Source organism: Paenibacillus sp. FSL R10-2771 (assembly GCF_038000205.1).
Lineage (GTDB): Bacteria > Bacillota > Bacilli > Paenibacillales > Paenibacillaceae > Paenibacillus_AQ > Paenibacillus_AQ phytohabitans.
In genome coordinates, this window is the sequence record NZ_JBBOBM010000001.1 from 1769292 (window position 1) to 1788439 (window position 19148).

Genomic DNA, 19148 nt, shown 5'->3' on the forward strand with positions numbered 1-19148 from the left:
ACATGACTCCATCCGCCGTCATTTCAAAGCAGCTGACGGCGGATACCCCTTCATGCTTTTGAACACATTGCTGAAGTACGCCACATCATGATATCCGCAGTGCTCCGCCACCTCAGACACATTGAACCCGCCCGCAGACAGAATCATCTCGGCATTATTGACCCTGACCCTGTTCAGGAATTCTTTGCAGGTGGAGCCGGTATTCTGTTTGAACAGCTTACCCAGGTAGACGGGATTCAGTCCGATCCACTCCGCCAGAGCTTTAATCGTAACCTCCTCCGCATAGTGATCCATGATATAAGCCATAACTTTATGGATTCTCGGATCAAGCAGCGGCGTTTCCTGATGATGGGTAATATTAAGAAGGCGGTAGACAATCAGCTGGAAGATGGCCCGGGCCTTCATTCTATAAAAAGGCTGGCCGCCCATCCAGTTATGCGAGAACTCCCTGATATCATCGAGGATCTCCTTGGTCATCCGGTGCTTGGTTACGGTCTCAAACGGCAGGTGTACATGATTATCCGCCCCCGTCCAGAAGAAGTTGAACGCAAAGGAATGCATGGGTGCCTCGGCAAAGGTATGGGCCTCCCGGACACTGCCGGAAGGGACATAGAGCATATCCCCGGCTTCTACAGTGAATTTCTCCCCGTTAATGAAGTAATCCGCTTTGCCTTCCACAATGAACGACAGATCATGGAAATCTATGGTGCTGCTGATAATCTCCCAGTCGGCAAAGGATCTGCGGTCCACAAACAGAAAGACATCCGGCACAAGGTGCTCGTATTTGTGGATGTCCATGACGATCCTCCTTCCTTGCAGCTGAAGCGCTGATAAACACCAACCTATCTTATCATCTTTATAAGCTGAACTTAAGAGTGATGTAAGCCGGATGCTTAAGATCACAAAACTCCAAATGGTATCGGGTACAATATGCTGGTGCGGTGTATCAAGGGGAATGATAGATAAGAGATTATCAATTGTAGGCTCCGCAATTTCCTGCTATACTTTTTGCATGTTATTGGATAGGGGGTTACACTGATGGCAACGAATTGCTCATTAGCTAGGAAGTCCTCATGCAGAGCCTGATCTGGGGCGATACTTTGCGTGGGGTGCGGCAGGAAGATCTTGATCGCCCAAACTGATTTTATCGTTTCTAATTAGCAGGCTCTGCACCTTATTGGATTGACCAATATGAATAAGGGGCTGAAGAGCTGTGACTACAACATTTATTAGAAACCATCAATATAATTATATTAAGAAACAATCGGATTTCGTGCTCAAAACACTGCGGTCTGTAGCAGATCGCCGTGTCCTGGAGACCGTAAGGTACAGTGCTGAGGTGAATGTGACGGAGGCATTTTCTTCGCTGACTACCGAGCAGGAGCAGATGCTGAAGCCTATCTCCACCCTGGAGAAAGCCGAGGATTTCCAGCAGTATATCAGCGGCTTCGAGCCTTATCTGGAGCCATTTCCGCCGATTACACTGAAGCAGATTCAGAAGCTGTTTCCCAAGAATAAGAAGATGAAGCTACCTGATCTTGCATCGTTTGATTTCCGTTATGTAACGTATCTGGCCTGGGCAGACATTGCCACGAATAAGCTGTTCATTGTCTATCCGTACGAAGGACAATTCATCGGTGTAGAGGGCAGAATAATACCGACCCACAAGAAAGGCTATTGCCTGTTCTGCAACCGACAGCAGGATCTTGCCTTCCTTACAGTCAAGACCAAACCTGAGCTTGCTTCAGCCGATAACATTGCTTCTGTGGGGCAATACGTCTGCATAGATAATCATGGATGTAATCAGAGTATCACCAATATAAGCTCGCTGGAGAGGTTCGTGCTCTCGGTGCAGAAATAGCATGATATAGCTGCAAAGGGACTGCCCATAGGAATACGGGTCAGTCCCTTTGTCTTAGTCCATGCCTCCAGCACTTGCATGGCTTACTTAGATGGCTGCTTTGCACTAAACCACTTACCCGTTTCATCGTCAGCGCAATCGGCTAAGTGATAGACACCATCGACATTTGTGATACTGCTGCACAGAGTATTTGCCTGCAATTTATCTCCATTTTCATCCTCGCTGTTGTCATAGGTATAACTGATTTTTTTCTGATCCCGTTTATATTCAAGCGTGTGGAAGATAGGATCTCCTTCATCTGTATATTTTGCGATTTTAACAGTGGCATCCTGACCATTGTTGTAATTTTCCACGAATTGTTCGAAATACGTATAGTTAATAATCTCACCTTGAACATATACAACATAACCTTTCTTTGCAGCCGCTTCATAATGCATTGAATTTGAGCAAGCTACTATAATTAACGACATCAGCAACATATATATACATACTCTTAACATCTTCATTCTGTAGCCCTCCATTAAACCGTTTAACAAAAAGACGATAGAACGTCAAAGAATGTTTCTGACGTTCTACCGTAAAATTGTACTAATTTATCCTATTCCAAATTCAAATCTGTTAGTGCTCTGACTTCTTTTAGTTCCTCTTGATCTACGGCAGCAGGAATCAATGAACCATTAGCTTCATCAATTTCAAATTTCCCTTGATAGGCACCTGTAACTACATATGTTCCTTGTGCTTCGGGGATGGGTCCTTCATATTTCTCCAAATAAACTATAGCTTTATCTCCAATTTTCAAAACACTTGAATCCTCGAACACATATTCCGTATTGTTGTAATTACCACCAGTTTCCAGAATATTCACTGTGTCAATGGAACCGCCTTTATAATGTTCATTTACATTGGCATTTGATACGGTAAATATTACACCCTCATATTCAAAAGATTTAGAATCATTCACCTCAACTTCATAAATAGCATCTGAACCATAAGTGAGTTTAGACACTGTATTGAAATTTTCGGCCAGGTCTCCATGATATTCTACAACCTCTTTTGGGGAAGCTGTAGAAGTTACTTTATCCGTTACATTATCTGTTTTATTGTAACTCGACTCTGCGTTAGTAAGCGTTTTGTTATCGTTAACAACCATTACAACTCCCAATAATAATACAACTGTAATTATTGAATAAAAATATTTGTTTCTGAATTTTCTCATAATAACCTCCATTAATATAGGGACTGAACCCCTTGAATATCGTCAAGCTGTGGAGTTACAACTACTCTTCCATCTTCGAATGTGCACATTAAAGTCCAGGTGTTTGTAGTATGACCTAATCCAAAGACATGTCCTAATTCATGTCCAAAGACTCCTTCTCGTGTCACTGCACTCATACTACCCATGTAATATCTGTTTGCTCTTACCTCATCTAAATAGTCGTAACTGCTAAAATTGACATGATGATGAGACGTCTCAGCATTCCAGCCTGTATTACCGTAATCATTATCTGAGAACTGTATTTCATTATAGGTGGGTGCAACAGCGGTATATGAGGCTCCCACGGCACCAGCCCAGTCGTTCATTGCTGCTGCAGCTGGACCACTATAATTAGCCGATAATATCGAATAATACGTAAAGTTCATATCCGGAAACGGGTTTGCATTAGCAGAATAGGTATAAGCAAAAGTGCTGGATGGTAATACTGCAAAAAATATGAGAAGGGTACACACTATTGGAGCTATTTTTTTCATATTCTATTTCTCCTTTTATTATGTGGTAGCTTAAGAAAACTAACAGCGCTGTAAATCAAGTATATCATCCTAAAATAATATATATATTATATTATTTTCCTATTAATTTCGAAAATTTTCAATCTTTTATAATAATAAAATGAAAATTTAGTATTTTATTGTCTAAAAATGTTTCTTTATCTCTGGAAAGGTAGCATCATTGATGGTACAAGTTACTATACCTGCTATGTCTCCTCAAGGAGTTACGCCCCGGCCTGCTCCACCTCTGCATGAATTCCTTGCTGCTCATCAGCATTACTGCTGATTAAGCCTCTCCGCCCGATCAGAGTTACCGCCAGAATAGCCGCTCCGGAGGCCAGCAGAATAATGGACCCTGGAATCCAGTCAAGCAGCACTCCATAGAGCAGCATGCCCAGCGGAGCGATGGAACCGGCGATACCTTCAACCAGCCCGAATACCCGCCCGCGATACTCTTCTTCTATACTCTGCTGTAAGTACACTTGAATCGGAATATTGATGATCATAATGACGACACCGACCAGAATCAATAGCGGCAGGAAGAAAAAGAAGGTAACGGCAGCGGTGAAATGAAGCAGCAGCGGAAGCGCCATCGCAAGGAACAGCAGCCCCAGTGCGCCTAGACCTCCGATAATTGTATTTACCGGATTGTTGCTCTGGCGGAGAACGGTGAGGAGCAGGGACATCAGCAGCATGCCCGCTGCCAGCATGGCTTCAAGTATACCGTATTGCTTCGAAGACAGCCCCAGGGTCTGTACGGCCACAAAGGGCAGCACAATATTCAGCGCGACTACAAAGAAATTAATCCAGAACACGATAATTAGGAGGGAGCGGATAACGGGACGGCGGATTACATAGGAGAAGCCTTCTTTCAGATTCGTACGGACCTCAGCAGCAACGTTGCCCAGGCGTTCGCGAAAGGGCGGATTCCCGGTTTCGGCAGGCCCATCTGTAAGCCTAGCTTCAGATAAGGCTTCCGGAGCAGGTTTAAACTCCAGCATGCAGCCCATCACGGTCGAGATGGTAAGCCCTGCCGCGTTCAGCAGCATGAATTCTTCAAGCGGGAGGAAGGCGTAGAGCATACCGGCGAGAATGGGAGCCAGCAGGTGGCCGACAGAACTGGCAATTTGATTCAGGGACCCGGTACGTTGGATGGAATCACGGTCAACGAGCATCATCATGGAAGAGGAGGCGGAGATACTGTAGAAGGTAGCGCAGATTGACAGAAGGATCAGTGAGATATAAATCGGTAAGAGGGACATACCCTCAATGGAGACGGCGGCAAAGGAAAGCAGCATAATTAAGACACTTGCAGTATCTGAGCCGATCAGCAGCTTGCGGCGGTTCACCATATCGGCCACCACGCCGGCGAAGGGCGACAGAATAATACTGGGCAGCATACCGCACAGCAACGTAACCGCAAAGCTGCTTCCTGAACCGGTGAGCTGCAGAATATACAGGCCGACAACAAAGGTGTACATACTCGAGCCGAGAACAGAAGCGAATTTTCCGCTGAAGAAAAGAATGATATTGCGGTTGGATGCTGCTGACACCGGCGTTGGTTCAGACATTACAAGCACTCCCTTTTCCGAAAGTTAAATTATATTAAACTTATTGTAGAGGCTGGATCTGATTATTGCAACAAAAAGTTTAATTATATTTAACTTTTGCCATGATGCGGCTTTTTCTCGCTTGAATATTAGGCTATACTGGAAGAAAAGCAACCAAAGAAAGTTGGCACAGCAGATGACGACTAAACTGACAATCGGTGACAAAGTCAAACAAATGCGTAAAGCCAAGGGCCTTACGCAGACTGACCTGGCCGGAGAACATATGACCAAAAGCATGCTTAGCCAAATCGAGAACGGACGGGCGTTGCCTTCGATGAATACGCTGCAATTCCTTGCCGGGCGGCTGGGCACAGATGCGGGTTATTTCCTGGAGGGCGAGCACGAAGCGGAGCTGGGCCCGCTGGTCCGTAAGATCGAGCAGCAGTACAAGGCGAAGCAGTATAAGGAGATTGTCGCGGAAATCCAGCCGCTGATGAAGGACACGCTTCCGATGGCAGTGGATGCCGCACGGCTGATGGAGTTTTATGTGGGCTCCTGTTACCATACCGGAACAGAGGGCGGAGAAGAAGGTATTGAACGGGCCGTTGAAATCTATGAGCGTTTCGGTTTATTTGTAGAGCGTGCCAAGATTCAGTATTTGGCATATGCTTTAATGTTTGCCAAGAGCAGATACCAGGATGGCCTGGAACTGATTCGCCGTGTCCGTAAGGAATATGTGAGCAATAAGGTAGGCAACGATTTTTTATTTGAAATCGATCTTTATTATGCGGAAAGTGTTACGTTGTCTGCACTGGCAGATTACTCCGGCAGCCGGGAAGCTGCCTTGTCGGCACTTAAGCTGTCGCACGAAGAAGGAGTCTACTCATTGTCTGATCATCTGTACCGTCTACTCTCCCATCTGGCCCTGCTTCACAATGATCTTGAGCAGGCAGAGGCATATTTAAGCAAGGCAAAGCTGTTCGCACAGTTCACAGAAGCTGCGGAATCACTGGAGCTGGTACACCTGGGCGAAATCAGACTGGCTCTTGCCAAGCAGAGTTACGGGGAAGTGCTGACGTTGGCGGAGAATTATCCGGCGAAAGACAGCCAGTTCATGCCTTTTGTCCATATGATGACGGGGACCGCGCTCTACCATCTGGAGAGGGATGAAGAGGCACTGGCGGACTTGTCCAAAGTAGTCTTGAACGACCAGGTCTATCATCCGCTTGACCGGGTCGACCTGCTCACTGCCTATGCATACAAAGCGAAGATATTCGCGAAGCAAGGCCTGATGGAGGAAGCCCGCTATGAGGTAGAGCTTGCCTATGATCAGGTGAAGGATTATCCGCCTTCCGAATATGCGGACTTAATTAGACAGACCTACCACGAGCTGTATAATGCCCAGTAAAAAACCAACCGTGCAGCTTCCCGCACGGTTGGTTTTGCTTGTGAACTATTGGTTGGACTTTAATTCTTTAGCAAAAAGAAGGAGTAGCGGAGGGGATTTTGGAACTGTAGGAGCGTCAGCGTCCGCCTTTGTTACCGGATTTCCACCGCAAGTAGCGGTCTAAATCAAGAAATCTGGGAACAACAGCGGCCGGAAGTCCAAAATCCCCGCAGCAGCGACACTTTCTTTTTCTAACAAACTTAAGGTCAAGCAATAATGAACACCCTATTTGGCACTCCACAGCTCCACGCGGTCCTGCACGTATTTGGTGTAGCCTGCTTCCATTTTCTTAACGCCGGCTTTCTCGAGGTCGGCCATGTAGTCATCCCAGATTTTATCGAATTCAGCCGGTTTGGCCAGAATAGCCTGCGGGATGCGTTTCCACGTAATATCTCTCATTTTATTGCCCAGAATGGAGACTTCATCTTCACCGGGGAGGGCAATGTTCCAGGCTGCCCCGTACGCTTTCTCAGCGAACTCCTCCTCTTTAGGGAACAGATCCTTCCAGGTAGTGGCATTGTAAGCTGCCAGCGTTTCTTTCTCGACGTCGCTGTAACCGAGCACCAGCTGCTCAGGGAAGTTCTTGGTGTAATAGTTGCCGGTAGAATCCTTGGCTCCGTCGCCATAGTGAACCATCATATTCCAGTAGAAGCCGATGCCGGTCTCCTTCGTGAAGGCCGTGTTATCATTGTTAATGCGGTCCTGCACTTCGGCAGGGACAACGCGTTTGCCGTTCTCTACTACATAATGTTTGCCCTCAATGCCCCAGTTGTTCAGGATCTGTCCTTCATCGGAAGCCAGGTAATCCAGGAACTTAATCGTCCGGACCGGATCAGGGTTGGTGGTCGAGATGGAGATTCCGTAGCCGCCCATGAAGCCGGTAGGCCAGAAGCTGGTTTCTTTGTATTCACTGGTCAAGGTCACAGGATAATGGCCGTAGGTTTGATCGAATTTACCGGCAGTCTTCAGAGCCTGCTGCGCGTCATTGTAGTCCCAATCCTGGTCAATCAGGCCAAGCACACGTCCAGTGGCCACTTTCGCTTTGTACTGGTCGTATTTCTGCACGAAGCTTTCTTTATCCAGCAGGCCAATGTCATTCATATGGTTCAGCCAGCGGAAATATTCTTTCTCTTCGGGACGGCGGAAGTGGTAGATCGCTTCATGCGTCTCCTGATCAATGAAATATTCCCCGTCATCGGAACCGCCGGTAGTCGCCACTGCAGGATTGGTTACGGAAATGTACATATGCCAGTCATCTGCGTTCAGCGATACGCCGATATTCTTGTTGCCGTTCTCATCGGTCGGGTGTTTCTCCAGGTAGGCCTTGATTACATTCTCATAATCCTGTACCGTCTTGATCTCCGGATATCCGGCTTCCTTCAGCACCCTGTGCTGCAGCTCAAAGCCTCCGCCGGCAACGAATTTCTTCTCATTCACAGCAGCCCAGGTAGGGATGGCATAGATGGACTGGTCTTCGTTCGTGTATTTGGCCCGGGCCAGATTGTCTCCAAGCACCCGCTTGATATTAGGCGCGTATTTGTCGATCAGTTCGGTCAGGTCAATGACAGCGCCGGCATCCACCAGCTTCCCGATATCCGCTTTGGCCGAGATGATGTCGGGATATTCCCCGCCGGCAGCAATCAGCGCGATCTTCTGCTGCGGATCGCCTACGGCGAATTCGGCATCGAGAGTGACGCCTGTTTTCTCCGTAAGGACGGTACTGACTTCATCCTTCATATTATTCCAGTTCGGATTGGGATCTTCCGCGAAGAAGGAAAGTGTCAATGGACTTAAATCTTCGGCTGCTGCCGTAGCTTCTGCTGTGGCCGCCGCATTAGTGCTATTGGTAGCTTCAGTACCGGTATTCCCAGCCGTATTCTTGCTGTTATTATTGCCCCCGCCGCAGCCGGCCAGTACACTGAGCAGCAAGGTCAAGACCATTAGCGCCACATACGGTTTCGCTGTCTTTCTTGTCATGAATAGAAACCCTCCCTTTGTCTGGTGAGAACATATTGTATACACAGGCGTCAGCCTGATGATACCGGTGAGCGGACTAGCTTTTGACCGAGCCCAGCGTCATGCCTTTGACGAAGTAGCGCTGCAGGAACGGATAAACAATCAGAATAGGTACGGTGACAACAATCGTGATTGCCATTTTGACCGATTCCGGGGAGATCTGCGCCATCACTTCGGTCATATTCCGGCCACGGAAGTTATCCGCATTGGTGGTGGTGCTCTGAATGACCTTCATCAGCTCAAACTGCAGCGTCGTCAGTGCGTCATTCGAGCCGTTATACAGGTAGGTGTCAATCCAGGCATTCCACTGGCCGACAGCCAGGAACAGGGCGATGGTTGCCAGCGCAGGTTTGGTCAGCGGCAGAATCACCCGCCAGTAGATGGTGAAGTCATTGGCCCCGTCCAGCTTGGCAGATTCCTGCAGGGCGTAAGGCAGGCCGTCGATGAAGGAGCGGATGACGAACACATTAAATGCACTGACCAAGCCGGGCAGGACATACACGCCGAAGGTGCCCATCATATGCAGATTCTTGATCAGAATATAGAAGGGAATCAGTCCACCGGATACGTACATCGTCAGCGCCAGAAAGGTGGAGACGAACCTGCGGCCCTGAAAGTCCGCCCGGCTTAAGGTGAAGGCCAGCATCGAGGCGCTAATCAGTCCGAGCAGGGTTCCGATAAGGGTACGCAGGACAGAGATCTTGAATCCGGTAATGAGACCGGAGAAGGCGAAGATCGTCTCATAGTTCTTGAAGGTGAACATCCGGGGGTAGACCGTAATCCCGCCCTTGATGCTATCCGTGGAGTCATTGAATGAAATCGCCAGCACATTGAGAAAAGGGTACAGTGTGGCCACAGTCACCACCGTAATCGCAATATAGACTACCAAATCGAAGATGCGGTCCGACCAGGACGCGGCGGCCAGTTTTTTGATCAGCATAAGGGCCTCCTAAATGATGCTTTCCTTGGTTATTTTTTTGAAGATACCATTGGCCGTAAACAGCAGAATCACACTGACCACCGAGTTGAAAATATTAATGGCCGTCCCGAAGGAGAACCGTCCCATACCGAGCCCGTAGTTCAGCGCATATAAATCCAGTGTCTGCGAATAGTCGCGTACCAGATTGTTGCCGAGCAGGAATTGCTTCTCGAACCCGATGCTGATGAGATGGCCGATGGAAATGATCAGCAGGATGACGATCGTCGCCCGGATGCCCGGCAGTGTAATGTTCCGCACCTGCTGCAGCCGGCTTGCCCCGTCCACTCTGGCGGCTTCATACAGCTCAGGGCCGATCCCCGATATTGCGGCGAGATAGATGATTGTGTTCCAGCCCGTTTCCTTCCAGACATCAGAGGCGGTCACGATTCCCCAGAACAGATTGCCTTTGGCCATGAACTGGACCGGTTCACTAATAATATGGAGACTCAGCAGCAGGTCATTCACTGCGCCGTTGTCGGTGGAGAGCATCTTGGTAATGATCCCGGCGGCTACCACCCAGGACACAAAGTGGGGCAGATAAGACACCGTCTGGACGAACCGTTTCAGCACCTGCAATCTAACCTCATTCAGGAGAATGGCGAACAGGATAGGAATGATGAATCCGGCCAGCAGCCCCATGAGGCTCATCGCCAGAGTGTTGCGCAGGGCATTGAAGAATTGCTCATCCTGGAAGAGCTCCCTGAAATACTGCAGGCCGACCCATTTCTGCTCAAAAAAGGATTTGCCCGGCTTGTACTTCTGGAAGGCCATCATCCATCCCCATAACGGCAGATAGCTGAAGACAAAGGCCCACAGGACAAAAGGAACCGCCATCATATAGAGATATTTCTGCTGCCGGAATTTGGCCCAGAAGCGTGAAGCGGGTTTCTTGAGCTCCGGCTTCATTGCGGGGGTAATCGCTTTCATTTATGTCCCTCCTTCGATATGGCTTTATCATAATCTTCCGGGAAACGGGGAAACACCCGAAGATTTAAGCGGGAAAACAGGGGGAAATCAGTTCTTTTCGTAAGCGCTTTCTGAAAAATCATCCTCCTGCAGTGAATCCTTCCGGCGGTAGACGGAGGGGGAGAGGCCTGTGATTTTTTTGAACTTCTCACGGAAATAATCCACATCGCTGAACCCGACTTCGCTTGCGGCCTGATGGATTTTGCAGCCCTGGTCCAGCAGTTCCTTGGCTCTCCCGATGCGTACATTGTCCAGATAGCTGTTGAAGGAGCTGCCCGTACTGCACTTGAACAGCTTGCCGAGGTACGCACTGCTGTAAGAGAACACGTCAGCCAGGGTTTCCAGCTTCAGATTCTCGTCATAATGCCGGTGAATGAGGTCCAGCATCCGCTTCATTAATACATCCATCTCATCGCGGATAATTCCGCCTGCATATTGCTCCAGCAGATCCGTGATATAGCGCTGCAATTGGGGAAGCGAGGTATGCCTGTAGATTTGCTGGATTTGCCCGTCCACCCGGCTCTGCGCCTGGCCCAGCTCCTTAAATTCCAGAGAGAGCTTATTGAAAAGTGCCGTAACCGTCCGGACGTAATAGGATTTCACAGCCATCTCCGATAAGCCTGCGGCAGTCATGATATCCCCGGCTTCCTGGATCAGGGAAGGGATTAGGGTGAGGTTCCCGGTATCCATGGCAAAATACAGCCGGTCCATCACCGGTGCGAGGCTGCTCTCCGCATCCGGGAGCTTAGCCGGAAGTCCCGTCTTCATCTTCAGCGAGTCCGGACCGATCATCCCCGGCTCATCATAGAAGAAATGATCCTTCATCCGGGCCAGCGCCGATTGATGGGAGACGGAGAGCTCATCCAGGCTGTCCACCATGTCTCCGGCGGTAATAATACATTCCAGTCCCTCGGCGGCGGATGCTTCGCGGATATTCTGCACGATTAATTTGCGGACCAGCTCCTTCTGATAAGAGGGCTGCAGCAGCACGCCCAGATAAGAATCCAGCGAGAAGACAATGCCCCAGCTGTTGTTCTCGAAGCTTGCCGTCAGCCTGGCCTTGACGGCGGTGGAAGGTCCGTTATCCGCATGATCCTGGAGCAGCAGCCGGATCAGGACTACCTGATAGGAATCCCAGAGCAGGCCGGATTCCATTGCCGGGTCCATCAGTGCTGGCGCTGCTGGGTGCAGGCGGCTCTCCATCAGCAGGGACTGGACGAGCATCTCCCGGCTCCATACCTTGACGGCGGCATGATTCCTGCGGTCTATAGTCCGTGCATTCAGCACGTCAGACAGGCTGGACAGATACTGCTGCAGTTCATCTTCATCGACAGGCTTAAGCAGATAGTTATCGATGCCGTAAGACAGCGCACGCTTGGCATAGCTGAAGTCGGCATAGCCGCTAAGGATGATAATATGCATATCCGCCTCGTCATCCTCCCGCAGCTCCCGGATCAGCTCCAGTCCGTCCTTACCGGGCATGCGTATATCGATAATCATCAGATCCGGGGAATACAGCTCAACCTTATACCGCGCTTCAATCGCGTTGGCCGCCGTATCCACCACCCGGTAGCCAAGGCTCTCCCAGTCCAGCAGCGTGACAAGTCCTTCACGGATAGACAATTCATCATCAACAATTAATACACTATACATAAGAATCACTCCTTAGGGGGATGGCGAAGCTGATCTGCGTGCCGTATCCGCTCTGACTGGCCAGGTTCAGGCCGCATTCCGGGCCATAGGTCAGCTGAAGACGCAGGTGGATATTGCGCATTCCGATATTATTGGTTTCATAATCATCCTTGTTGTCCAGCATTTGCCGGATTTCAGCGATCCGGGCAGCTGAGATCCCTATTCCGTTATCCGATACCTCAACCTTGAGCAGGGCATTCTCGACCCTGATGTCTACTCTGACCATTCCGCCGTCCATCCGGTTTTCCAATCCGTGAATGACGCAGTTCTCTACCAGCGGCTGAATAATCAGCGGAGGTATTTGTATGGCATTCGCTGCCGGATCTACATACAGCTCATAGGCGAGCCGGTCATTATAGCGGAATTTCTGGATGATCAGGTAGCAGCTTACGGTCTCCAGCTCACTTTGCAGCGCTATTCTCCCGTTGCCTACCTCCAGATTCTTGCGCATCATCTTACCCAGCAGCCTTACCACCTGGGAGATGTCGGTCTGGCCCCGGGAATGGGCTTTCATCCGGATCGATTCCAGGGCGTTGAACAGAAAATGAGGGTTGATCTGGCTGGCCATCATCTTGAATTTAATCTCATTCTGCTTCAGCAGGGTGGCGTTCTTCTGGCGGTTCGATTCCTGCACCTCGCTCATCAGATCGTTGATATTCCTTACCATATGATTGAATTGCCTTGCCAGCTGGCCGATCTCATCCTTGCCGTCTATCACCAGCCTCGCCTCCAGATTCCCGGACGCGACCTTGGAGATATGCTTGCTTAAGTGCAGCATGCGTCCGGTGAGCAGCCGTGAGAAGTAATAGATCAGGATAATTGCCAGAATCAGAGCCGAGATAATGACCATAGACGCCAGTGAGATAATCCGGTTGGGCTCACCCACAATGCTCTCTACCGAGAAGATGGAGATAATCCGCAGGCTGTTCAGGCTGCCCCCGGGATGCCAGTCATCGATCAGCATTTTGGAGGGCTTGCCGTCAATTCTTACATCGGCCGGCCCTTGTCCGGGAAGGGGAGACAGCGGTTTGAAGTCGATGTCCTCCAGCGTCTTGCCCAGCGTATCTGCACGGTTCGAGGCAACAATGTTGTCGTTCTCATCAACGATAATTGTCTCGAAGGTCTCCTGATCCAGAATGGAGTTGAGCCTCTCCGTATTCACATTCACAATCAGCACGCCGGTCGTCCGCTGCTTCAGGAAATCGATCTTGCGGATCAGGCTGAGATAATACTTGCCGTTACGGTTGTCGCGGATATAATTCCAGCAGACCAGCCCTTTCTGGGCAAGGGCGGTCTGATACCAGGACTCCTGCGTTACTGCGGCATCTGCCTGGAGGAACTCCCAGTTGTCCAGCACCGTCGGGTTGTCAATGTACAGCCGGATGCTCGAGATTTCTTTGTATAGCCGGACGAATTCCCGGAAGTCCGGATAGTCCCAGTAAGCCTGCACCACATCATAGACCGATTCATAACGGTGGTTGGCGGCTTCCTCCAGCCGGCTGTCATTGGACAGCCGGTAGGCGATATCGAGCGGGACATTCAGCATCTCGCCGGTTCTTTTTTTCACCCGGTCTACATTGGCTGTAATCTGCTCCAGTGCGTTGTCCAGAGCCATATTCCGCAGTTCACTCGTCAGGAACACCCCCACAATCAGCACCGGAATCAGGACCACACAGCCAAAGGATAGAAAGAGCTTGGTCCTGAGCTTCAGATTGTTCATCAGGGTGATGATACGGGTATACACGAATACAATCCCCTCCGTCAGACTATAATTGTTAACGCTTACATAAGAGTATATCTGCAAACTGTAAACCAATATATGTAATCTATTTGGTTTTTATTGTCTTCATTTATGGAATTTGAGGAAATCAGCGTTTCCCCTTACTGCAGATTCAGCCGGAGGGTGGGAACGGGAACTACGGTAACGGCCGTCAATCCCTGTGAAGCAGGTTGAAATGGTTAAAAATGAGGTTGTAATCCGCGATTTTTTTTCGCCGGATAGCATGTATTATTGTAGGTGAATTACTATAATTTTGAAATACATCGACGGGTGCAAGGCCTGGCCGGGAGGGGAGGAAGAGTCCGCAAATTCGAAGATTAATAGAGGAATTCCAGTAAAGTGGAGGAAGAGACATACTGTACATTCCGCTTTTCAAGGAGGAACCGCAATGCCGGGAAGAATGAAATCCCCATTCGTGAAAAAGACGCTGCTAAGCGCCGTATTCACCACAGCAGCCTTAAGTTTACTGTGGTTTGCCCAGCCCGCCTTTGCTTATGATCTGTCGAACAGCAATTTTCAGGTCAGTACCGGTACCAACGGCGACATTACCAGCCTGAAGCTGACCGGAGATAACTTCCCCACAAACTATGTCATGAATGCCACCAATGCCCCCAACCAGAATACGGCAGACCACCAGTGGCTCGGAGAGCTGATGTTCACTTACCGGCTGAACAATGGCGCCTGGACCAAAGCCTTAACCAATAAATCAGCCGACGGCCGCACGCAGAGCCAGACCGGCAATACGGTCAACATCATCTACCAGAATTCCGCGAATGCCGAGGGCATCCGTAATTTCCGGGTGAATGAAAGCTATTCTCTCTTAAGCGATTACTTGCTGTGGCAGATTCAAGTGACCAACACCAGCACACAGACTCTGGAGATCGGTGATTTCGGCCTGCCGCTGCCCTTCAACGAATTCTGGACCGGCGGAGGCAATGAGCAGATTTATGAATCCAGGGTAGTTACCCAATCCTTCATCGGCAATAACAGCTCCTATGTGACTGCACAGCGCCCAAGCGGCATTGGCCCTTCCCTCCTGCTGGTGCCGGATGCCACCACCGGCGCAGGCTTCGAGTATATGGATAACTGGCGCATCCAGGATCATGCGGGCAGCAAATGGGCGGGCGATCAGGGCGGCTGGGTGGAAGGCCTCTCGGTCTACTACATCCACTCTAATGTGATTAAGAGTACGGGGCGCGGCTACCTGCCGAACAGCAGCCTGACACTTGCCCCGGGAGCAAGCAAAACCTATGCCTTCAAATTCTTCAAATCAGCCAGTGAGCAGGCTACCAAGGACCGGCTGTACTCGGAAGGGCTGATTGATACCACGGTAGTACCGAGCTTAGTCGTGCCAACTAACCAGACGGCCAAATTCGACCTCCGCACGTCCAAGACTATCACTTCCGTAACTGCGCAGTATCCGTCCGAAACGACGGTGACTTCCCTGGGAACAACGGCGGGGGATCACAAGCTGTACTCCCTGCAGATGAATCATCTGGGCCCTAACAACATCACAGTCAATTATGGCAGCGGAGAAAAGACGACCCTGCAGTTCTACGCCATTGAACCGGTAGATACGGCGCTCCAGCGCCATGCCACCTTCATGGTGAACAATCAGCAGTGGAACGTGCCTGGGGATATCCGGGACAAGGCCTTCGATGACTGGATGATGCAGACCAATAGCAAACGCAATAATTTTGCCGGGTACTGGGGCTGGGGGGATGACTGGGGATATACACATGCCCAATTCCTCGCCGAGAAGAACGTCCAGAAGCCTGTAACCTCAGAAATAACCGCACTCGACCAGTATCTGGAGACCACGATCTGGACGAACCTGATGGCCGGCCATCATACCGATTACCTGGTGCCTGACTTCCTCATGGCCGCGCCGAACACTACACCGACCTACCGGGGGTACGCTTACCCGCATATCTACAATACGTATTTCAGCATGTACAAGATTTCCAGGCTGTACCCCGGCCTGATCACCTATACGCAGCCCAGCAATACTTATCTGCTGCGGGCATATAACATTATGAAAGCGCTTTATGATGGTCCTGTAGCCTACAACTGGAATACGGGCCTCATGGGCGAGGTGACTACTCCGGAGATCATCAAGGCTCTGCAGGCAGAGGGCTATACTACCCAGGCCAACGATATCATTGCCAAAATGAATACCAAATACAACAATTTCGCCAGTACCGCATACCCTTACGGCTCCGAATACAACTATGACAATACCGGAGAAGAAGCCGTGTATATGCTGGCGAAGATGAACAACAACAATACGATTAAGAGTAAAATTAACACCAAAACCCGTGCCGTCCGCGGGAAAATGCCGGTCTGGTATTTCTACTCCGATCCGGTAACGATCAACGGGGAGCCCTGGTGGCAGTTCCAATACACCGCAGCGCTTGCCGGAACGGCAATGGATGACTGGGTGCGCAATAATTCCGCCACTCCTGAAGTAGAGCAGCGCTTAACCTATGCTGCCAAGCTCGCGAATCTGACTGCGATTAACTCCGGACAGATCAGCTCCGATCCGGCGGATATCGGGGCCGTATCGTGGACGTATCAGGCGATGAAGGGCAACAACGGCGCACTGGGCCTTGACGGCGGACCGCTGTTCAATGGCTGGCGCGGCATGTCCGGCGAAGCAGATCTCGGCCTGTTCGGCGCGATCAAGCTGCTTAGCTCCGATGTGGCAGTAGACCCGATCTTCGGGCTGTACGGCTACGGCTGCGAGGTTACGGAGAGCGGCGGGAACTACATCGTTACACCCAAGGACGGCGTATACCAGCGCCTGAATCTGATCACGGAGAAATGGGGCATGAGCCTGGAGCGGGACAAATACACTCTGGCAACCGTCGCTAAGGCGAAGACCAGTGCCAGCTTCACGCTCAGCAATGCAACACCGGGGACCGCACATGTTACGAAGGTGGCCTTTAACGGATTTGCCCCCGGAACTTATAACGTAACGGTGAACAATGTGGCATCCGGCAGCTTCACGGCAGTGAACGGGCAGACTGCAACCGCCAGCCTGAATATCGGCACGGGGTCTTCCTATGAAGTGAAGATCCAGCAGGGAACTGCCGCCCCGGTCTCCTCCATCGTTGTCAACTACAACATGAACCAGTCCTCCGGAACAACGGTTACGGATTCCTCTTACGGCTTGAACCATGCGGTGCTGACCGGAACTTCCACCTGGGTTACCGGCCGCACAGGCGCAGGCAACGCGCTGAATCTCAGCGGAACCAGCGCTTATGCCTCACTGCCGGCAGGCGTGGTCAGCCAGCTGAACGACTTTACGATCTCCGCCTGGGTTAAGATTACGTCTAATAGTGACTGGGCGCGAATCTTTGATTTCGGCACGGGAACAACCGCTAATATGTTCCTGGCACCCCAGATTGGCGGCGGCGGGATGCGCTTTGCCATCACCACCGGCGGCAACAGCACCGAGCAGCAGCTTACAGCAACTGCACCGCTGGCCACCGGAGCATGGAAGCATGTCGTTGTGAGCCTGTCCGGCACGACAGGCCGTCTCTACCTGGACGGCGTACAGGTTGCCGTCAACACGGGCATGACACTGAAGCCTTCCAGCCTGGGCAATACCACGCAGAATTATATCGGCAGATCACAATACGGTGATCCGAATCTGAACGGCGCTGTCGATGATTTCATCATCTTTAACCGTGCCCTCAGTGCTTCGGAGATTACCGCACTCTTCGGAGGGACGATGCCTGCGCTGTCGGCTTCCGCTTCCATGGAGGAACTGGATGCGCTGCAGCCGGATTCCGGGCTTGCCCTGCCGCCGCTTGACGAAGCGGATGGACAGCAGCCGGACGGCGAAGTCACTCCGCTGCCGGATAGCAGTGCTCCTGATCCAGGTGCACCGGAGGTTCCTGTGACACCTGAAGCACCGGTAACACCTGAAGTGCCTGTAAGCTGATCTACGGAAGTCTTCCAGGAGAAATGCATATCGCAAAGAGGGAGAACCCTTGAGATAGGGGACTCCCTCTTTGGTGTTTATGAGGCGGACTGAACGGCTGTCCTGGAATGGGGCCGTCTGTGCACGCTCAGCGTTTCCGGATAAACCTGCTGCGGAAGTCCGACGGGGACAGGCCTTCCTTCTTGGAGAAGCAGGAGGAGAAATGGGAGACATGATGGAAGCCGACCTCTTCGGCAATCCGGGTCACAGACCAGGAGGTCTGCAGCAGAAGACGCTTCGATTGCTCGACCCGGTAGTTCTGGAGATAAGCCATAGGCGTCATGCCGTAAGCTTTCAGCATGCTTTTGGCCAGATAGTTGGAGTGGTAATTCAATTCCTTCTGCAGCAGCGGATTGTTGATGTCCTGGGTATAATTGCGGCGGATATAGAGCTCGATGCGTTCGGCAAGCTGGATGGCGGTAGCGTCAGAGGGGGAGGCGAGGTCGCGGTCCAGATGCTGGAGGAAGGATTGAAAGGAAGCCTGGCGCTTCCAGTTCCGCAGGGACTGCGGTTCATGCTCCTGCTCGAAGAACAGGTCCAGCACCTCCATTGCCTTGGCTGTAATCTTCATATGCTTGGGGATGTAAATGGAACAGACGTCGGCATGATTGAGGTAGGCCTTCTGCTTATGGCTCTCAATTAAGGCACTCTGGTTGTCCAGACATTCATCCATGCTCTCACATTCCTTCCAGCTGCCAAAGGTCTGGAAATGAATCCAGATAATCTTCGTATCCCCGGTGCAGGGAGCGCTGCCGTAATGATGCCCGTCCGGACGGAGAATGAGGATCTCGCCTTCCTTCAGCTGCCACTCCTTCCCGTCCTCAACGACCGGCAGGGTTCCCTTCAGCACAACAATCAAATCGAATACCCCGATGCAGTTGCGGTCGATGTGATAATCACCAGCCGTATAAGTGGCGTGTCCGCAATCTATGAAGTAAGGAATCGGCGGGGAAATGAAATGGAGTATCGGTGAGAGCATTTGATAAGCCTCCAGTAGGTTGAAATGATGAAAAATAAGGTTGGAAATCCTCGTTTTTTCTCATGATACAACATGTATTATTATTAATAAAGCGCTTTCTTTGAAGTTGGAAAGATGAAAGGA

General features: G+C 50.6%; 14 protein-coding genes. 3 read left to right on the forward strand and 11 right to left on the reverse strand.

Annotated elements, in window-relative coordinates:
* Window positions 1-18: 18 nt before the first annotated feature.
* Window positions 19-798, reverse strand: coding sequence for a helix-turn-helix domain-containing protein (locus NSU14_RS07335; protein ID WP_052421981.1), 780 nt, complete (start codon window positions 796-798; stop codon window positions 19-21).
* A gap of 415 nt (window positions 799-1213) precedes the next feature.
* Between NSU14_RS07335 and NSU14_RS07340 the strand changes: the two genes are divergently transcribed.
* The gene (locus tag NSU14_RS07340; protein WP_042138897.1) at window positions 1214-1861 is read left to right on the forward strand and encodes a FusB/FusC family EF-G-binding protein; all 648 of its coding nucleotides are present in this window, start codon (window positions 1214-1216) and stop codon (window positions 1859-1861) included.
* A gap of 83 nt (window positions 1862-1944) precedes the next feature.
* On the opposite strand, the gene NSU14_RS07345 is transcribed toward NSU14_RS07340, so the two are convergent.
* The 4 genes from NSU14_RS07345 to NSU14_RS07360 form a co-directional block, all read right to left on the reverse strand.
* A complete protein-coding gene (locus NSU14_RS07345) occupies window positions 1945-2367 on the reverse strand; it encodes a DUF4362 domain-containing protein (RefSeq protein ID WP_052421980.1) in 423 nt (140 codons plus the stop codon).
* 92 nt (window positions 2368-2459) lie between these two features.
* Window positions 2460-3077: a hypothetical protein gene (locus tag NSU14_RS07350; RefSeq protein WP_042138896.1), complete on the reverse strand. Its 618-nt coding sequence runs from the start codon at window positions 3075-3077 to the stop codon at window positions 2460-2462.
* A gap of 11 nt (window positions 3078-3088) precedes the next feature.
* On the reverse strand, window positions 3089-3610 hold the full coding sequence (locus NSU14_RS07355; RefSeq protein ID WP_042138895.1) for a matrixin family metalloprotease: 522 nt from the start codon (window positions 3608-3610) through the stop codon (window positions 3089-3091).
* A gap of 242 nt (window positions 3611-3852) precedes the next feature.
* Window positions 3853-5199 (reverse strand): MFS transporter, encoded by a 1347-nt coding sequence (locus NSU14_RS07360; protein ID WP_340943853.1) that lies wholly within the window; start codon window positions 5197-5199, stop codon window positions 3853-3855.
* 175 nt (window positions 5200-5374) lie between these two features.
* On the opposite strand from NSU14_RS07360, the gene NSU14_RS07365 reads away from it, so the two are divergent.
* On the forward strand, window positions 5375-6586 hold the full coding sequence (locus NSU14_RS07365; RefSeq protein ID WP_340943855.1) for a helix-turn-helix domain-containing protein: 1212 nt from the start codon (window positions 5375-5377) through the stop codon (window positions 6584-6586).
* Between the two features lie 264 nt (window positions 6587-6850).
* Here the strand turns inward: NSU14_RS07365 and NSU14_RS07370 are convergent, their stop codons facing one another.
* The 5 genes from NSU14_RS07370 to NSU14_RS07390 form a co-directional block, all read right to left on the reverse strand.
* The gene (locus NSU14_RS07370) at window positions 6851-8602 is read right to left on the reverse strand and encodes an ABC transporter substrate-binding protein (protein ID WP_042138892.1); all 1752 of its coding nucleotides are present in this window, start codon (window positions 8600-8602) and stop codon (window positions 6851-6853) included.
* A gap of 76 nt (window positions 8603-8678) precedes the next feature.
* Window positions 8679-9581, reverse strand: a complete 903-nt coding sequence (locus NSU14_RS07375; RefSeq protein WP_039306448.1) for a carbohydrate ABC transporter permease — start codon at window positions 9579-9581, stop codon at window positions 8679-8681.
* A 9-nt stretch (window positions 9582-9590) separates the two neighbouring features.
* On the reverse strand, window positions 9591-10547 hold the full coding sequence (locus NSU14_RS07380) for an ABC transporter permease (protein WP_039306445.1): 957 nt from the start codon (window positions 10545-10547) through the stop codon (window positions 9591-9593).
* A gap of 87 nt (window positions 10548-10634) precedes the next feature.
* Window positions 10635-12239 carry a response regulator transcription factor gene (locus tag NSU14_RS07385; RefSeq protein WP_340943864.1) on the reverse strand — a complete coding sequence of 535 codons (1605 nt, stop codon included), beginning with the start codon at window positions 12237-12239 and terminating at the stop codon, window positions 10635-10637.
* Window positions 12232-14022 (reverse strand): cache domain-containing sensor histidine kinase, encoded by a 1791-nt coding sequence (locus NSU14_RS07390; protein ID WP_052421979.1) that lies wholly within the window; start codon window positions 14020-14022, stop codon window positions 12232-12234. Before NSU14_RS07390 ends, NSU14_RS07385 begins: the two co-directional genes overlap by 8 nt.
* 424 nt (window positions 14023-14446) lie before the next feature.
* Here NSU14_RS07390 and NSU14_RS07395 point away from each other — a divergent pair, with 424 nt between their 5' ends.
* Window positions 14447-18007: a DUF5695 domain-containing protein gene (locus NSU14_RS07395; protein ID WP_340943868.1), complete on the forward strand. Its 3561-nt coding sequence runs from the start codon at window positions 14447-14449 to the stop codon at window positions 18005-18007.
* A gap of 127 nt (window positions 18008-18134) precedes the next feature.
* On the opposite strand, the gene NSU14_RS07400 is transcribed toward NSU14_RS07395, so the two are convergent.
* Window positions 18135-19025 carry an AraC family transcriptional regulator gene (locus tag NSU14_RS07400; protein ID WP_171721139.1) on the reverse strand — a complete coding sequence of 297 codons (891 nt, stop codon included), beginning with the start codon at window positions 19023-19025 and terminating at the stop codon, window positions 18135-18137.
* Window positions 19026-19148: the final 123 nt, after the last annotated feature.